The 4,126-nt window shown below is 61.1% G+C and carries 2 protein-coding genes and 2 pseudogenes; 2 read left to right on the top strand and 2 right to left on the bottom strand.

Annotation, left to right across the window (positions count from 1 at the left end; all coding sequences use genetic code 11):
• A pseudogene (locus tag EN738_RS31745) lies at window positions 1-659 on the top strand (hydroxyacylglutathione hydrolase); the annotation flags it as partial.
• Window positions 660-1,099: 440 nt separating this feature from the next.
• Here EN738_RS31745 and EN738_RS31740 read toward each other — a convergent pair.
• A pseudogene (locus EN738_RS31740) lies at window positions 1,100-1,921 on the bottom strand (class I SAM-dependent methyltransferase); the annotation flags it as partial.
• An 811-nt stretch (window positions 1,922-2,732) separates the two neighbouring features.
• Between EN738_RS31740 and EN738_RS31730 the strand changes: the two are divergent.
• The gene (locus EN738_RS31730; protein ID WP_236473435.1) at window positions 2,733-3,041 is read left to right on the top strand and encodes a helix-turn-helix domain-containing protein; all 309 of its coding nucleotides are present in this window, start codon (window positions 2,733-2,735) and stop codon (window positions 3,039-3,041) included.
• Window positions 3,042-3,418: 377 nt separating this feature from the next.
• On the opposite strand, the gene EN738_RS31725 is transcribed toward EN738_RS31730, so the two are convergent.
• The gene (locus EN738_RS31725; protein ID WP_091600473.1) at window positions 3,419-4,015 is read right to left on the bottom strand and encodes an omptin family outer membrane protease; all 597 of its coding nucleotides are present in this window, start codon (window positions 4,013-4,015) and stop codon (window positions 3,419-3,421) included.
• Window positions 4,016-4,126 lie beyond the last annotated feature (111 nt).

The raw sequence follows: 4,126 nt of genomic DNA, 5'->3' as shown, positions 1-4,126 counted from the left end.
GCGCAACAGTGATGCTCAGACGCATCCGGGCCACGATCCTAGATGCCAAGCGTCGGGGCGAAGACTGGCACCCGGTCCTCGATGCCGTCCGACGTCAGGGACAAATCATCTGGCAGGCCCTGCCGCTCGACGAGCAACGCCGCCTCGTGCGCCATTTGCGCACGCTGTGGGATGTGCATCGCTTCCGCATCGCGCCACAGGTCGCGGACGTGCTCGATCGCCGCGTTGCCGAAGGCATGCTCGCCTATCGCGCCGCATCGATCGTCGGCGCCGAGCAGGTCGACGGGCGCATTCGGGTCACGCTGCGGCCAAGGCGCCAACCCACTCAGACAACCGAGACGTTCGACAGGGTGGTCGTCACGACCGGGCCGGCGCATGCCGATATTTTCCGGACCAACACAGCAATTGCCGATCTCGGGCGAATGGGACTGGTCCGGCTAGACCCGATTGGCCTTGGCCTGGCGACCGACAGCCAAGGCCGTGCGGTCAGCACTTCCGGCCGACCGACCGACAGCATTTTCGTCAGCGGGCCGCTGGCGCGCGGCAGCGTTGGCGAATTGATGGGAATTCCCGAAGTCACCGCGCATGCCGAGCGTATAGCCGCTGAAATCCACCAATGGCTTGGATACCAAACGGCGTTGCGTCGTAAGGCGTCGTGAAGCTGCAAACACGATGAGGCTATCCAGATGACACTCACCGAGCGTATTGCGAAGGTGGAAGCCCATCGTGTCGTAAATAGGCCACTGGTCGCGTGCCGCTCCTGGCGCTTTTAGCAGATCCGCTCGACCTCGGAGGTGCCGATCTCCATGCCCAGACTTCGCACCGGCGTCCACCGCTTTGATGACGATCCGAGACGATCAGCCCACCGCGGCGGGTCGAGAAAGCACTGGGCGGGAAGACGCCTACAGCGAGGCTGCTCGCCTTGTGGCCGCAGAGAGGGAAAGAATCTGCCGCCGGACATCGACTTCAGTGGTTTAGAGAAGGCGGCTCGGCAGCGACCTCTGCGTGAACCCAGACGCCTTGAAAAGCCCGATGCGTCCGGATTTTGGCGGTGATCTTCATCAAATGCGATGAGCTGCAATTTCTGGCGACGGCCACGCTAAGGGCGGGCCTCCAGCACCATGTTGAACGGTGTCTCCGCGGCGCGACGCAATCGCTTGAAGCCGCCACCGGTCACCACCTTGCGCAGCCTCGCCTCACCGGCCTGGGCTCCAAGCGCGAGCCCGACTTCCTGCGACACGGACGCGGGCGTGCACACGAACGTGGAAGCGGCATAGTAAACGCGTCCGACGGGATTGAGGTTCGCCGCCAGATGATCATGCGCGAACGGCTCGACGATCATCCACGTGCCATCCGGCTTGAGCGATCCGTGGACATGGGTGGCGGCGCCCGTCGGGTCGCCCATGTCGTGAAGGCAATCGAAGAATGTGACGAGGTCGTAGGTTCCGGGATAGCTCTTGGCGGCGGCGACGTCGAACCGCGTGTTGACGCCGACGCCGGCTACCTCGGCCGCCTTGCGGGCGCGCTCAATCGAAGGGGCATGATAGTCGAAGCCGACGAAGCGCGAAATTGGGGAAGGCCTGTGCCATGAGCACGGTCGATGCACCATGACCGCATCCAACATCCGCGACGTCCACGCCGCGTTCGAGCTTCTCGACGACGCCCTCCAAGGCCGGCAGCCAGGAGTCGATCAGATTGGCATTGTAGCCTGGACGGAAGAACCGTTCCGTACCGCGAAACAGACACGCGCTATGATCGTGCCACCCGACGCCATTGCCGGACGGAATGCCTGCCTCACCTTTTCTTCATCGAGCCACAGCGCGGACAGGAACTCGAATGCGCCTGCCATGAAGGCCGGGCTGTCTTCATCGGCGAACACCAGCTCTTGCTCGGCGTTGAGATAGAATTTGTCGCTCGCTTCGGTGGTCGGGAATGACAGCCACCTCCATGCCGTTGAAAAGCAGGAAATCCGTCACGTTGCCCTCGTCGGTAACCGGCGGAGCCGGAGTGGTCGTCACCAGGGCAAGCCCTGTCGCAGCAGGTATCCTAGGGCAGCCCGTCAGAACATCGATGACTCCGGTTGTGGTGCCGGGGCGGGCGATCAGGGGCCAAGTGATTGTTCCGAGGCGGCTGTATGTTGTGGTAAGGTGATCATGCGAATTCTTGTTGGTCGGTCACGTGTTTTGCGGATGACCCGCATGTACTGTGCCAAATGAGAAAACCATTCAAACGCAATCCAGTAGATCTGACTGTATCCGACATTGTCGGAATTTGGACATCGCCGAACGCGAAGCGCTCGGGGCTTGTGACGATACTTGAGCGTGCTGCTTCGGAGGAGGGATGCGCCTCGAACCGGCCGCGAGGCCTTTTTCTGGCAACGGATATTCCGGCCGGGTTAGGCCGCGAGGAAAGCGACGGTGAATAAGAGGTAGAGGACCAACCGTTTTGAGCGGGTAGTTGCCGTGTTGCGCCCCCACGCAAAGGCCAGCACCACGGAGCAGTATTTCTGGTGGCGACACTACAACGCCTTTAAGTGCCGGTTACCCGTTTTTACCCGATGCTGGATACGACTACAACGACTCCTTCCCGAGCCTGCGTGCGGCGCTTACCTGGAAGATGGAAGCCGGTCAGATCGCAACGGGGGAGGGCGGCCAGATCTGGGCAATCCCGCATGCATTTGAGAACATCCAGCTGTTCTACCGCCTGTTCCCGCCAACGGCGGAGATCACGCCGTGTCACCCCAAGCACTTAAACCCAGCGTGCCGATGGCAGCCGAAGGACCTGGCGCGCGCGCCTCGTCCGGTTCGGCTTCGCTGGAGGGGCGTTCCATCGACTGTTTCAGCCTTGCAATCATCCAGGCGCTGGCCAAAAGCCAGATGGAGCGCCGGCTCAGGAACCGGCGCAAAAACTCGAGCCTGCCGGCGCTGATCGAGCTGGTGCTGGCGCGGCCGCTGGTGTCGGCAGGTCTGGTCGCGGCCGAGCTGAAAATTAGCCAGCGTGCTGCGCTCGGGCTGGTGCCGAACTCGGCATCCGTGAGGTGACCGGCAGGGGCGCTACCGGACGTGGGGCCCCGTTTAGCTGCGGCGGGCTTTGGCGAAAGCGACAGCACTGATGATTTTTGCTGTACGCTCATTCTCCCTCATCTGCGCGTTGACAGAAAACCAGCAGCCGAGGGTCACTGCACGCTGTGCTCCCGCGATTTCCGGAAAACCAATGAAGAACGACTTTGATCTATCGCGCGGGACGTATCATTCAACCATGTCGAGAACGGGCGTGACGGCACGTACACTATGGACCAGAGAACTTTGTCTGGCGACTTTGCGCACGCCTGCAGAACTCTTCGGAAAACTTCCTTCTGTTGATCCAATGATCGTAATGAGCTGGAGTGGCATCGCCGCTCTCCCCGGTTCTTGCTCTCTCAGTTGAACTTGATGCTGGCCTGCACGAACACGCCGTAGCGCTTTGCCTTCCAATCGTCGGCCTGCGGGGAACCACGACCGCCCATTGCCTCTTCGAAATGAGCCGTGCCGTTATTCGCCACGGCCCAGTAGCGGGCGCCGACGCCGATGTTGAACAAATCCGTGACCTTGTAGTTCAACACCGCCTCGAGCTGGACGCCATGCCCATCGCCGTCTTCGGGAATTAGCTTGATCTTGGGGCGCATGTGGTGCTGATCTTTGCCGTCGAGCCGCGTGAAGAGGAACGCCACGTCACCAGAAAGGCTGAGTCGCGCGGTGAGTTGCGTCTGCCCGGCCAAGCCGAGTCGCAGCGAATGCCAATCGTTGTCCTGGCTGATGAGGTTGACGTAGGTCGGGACGGTTGGCACACAGGTCCTCCAGTTGGTCGCCTGCTGCGTGCAACCGAAAGCGTCGTAGCTCTCGTGCCAGAAATTGTTGCCAACAAAAGCACCGATGCGGTAGCGCGGCGCGTTCAAGAAATTATATCCAAGATCGGCGGTGAAATAGCTGACGCCGCCCCCGCGCTGATCACTGAATGTGTTTGAGTAGCCCCCCATTTCCGTAAGAAGTCCTCGTCATGAGAAAACCCTCCCTGATGCCGCCGGCACCGAGGAGGCCTTTACGAAAATGCCAGTCGGATTGTGGATCGCGTTGAAGAAGACTTCACT

Source organism: Mesorhizobium sp. M4B.F.Ca.ET.017.02.2.1, assembly GCF_003998955.1.
In the GTDB taxonomy this organism is placed as follows: Bacteria; Pseudomonadota; Alphaproteobacteria; order Rhizobiales; family Rhizobiaceae; genus Mesorhizobium; species Mesorhizobium abyssinicae.
This window is presented reverse-complemented; position numbering and strand designations above follow the sequence as displayed.

Bases quoted from the DNA above. Each gene is read 5' to 3' on its own strand.
- EN738_RS31725 (WP_091600473.1), bottom strand. From the start codon at position 4,015: ATGGGGGGCTACTCAAACACATTCAGTGATCAGCGCGGGGGCGGCGTC.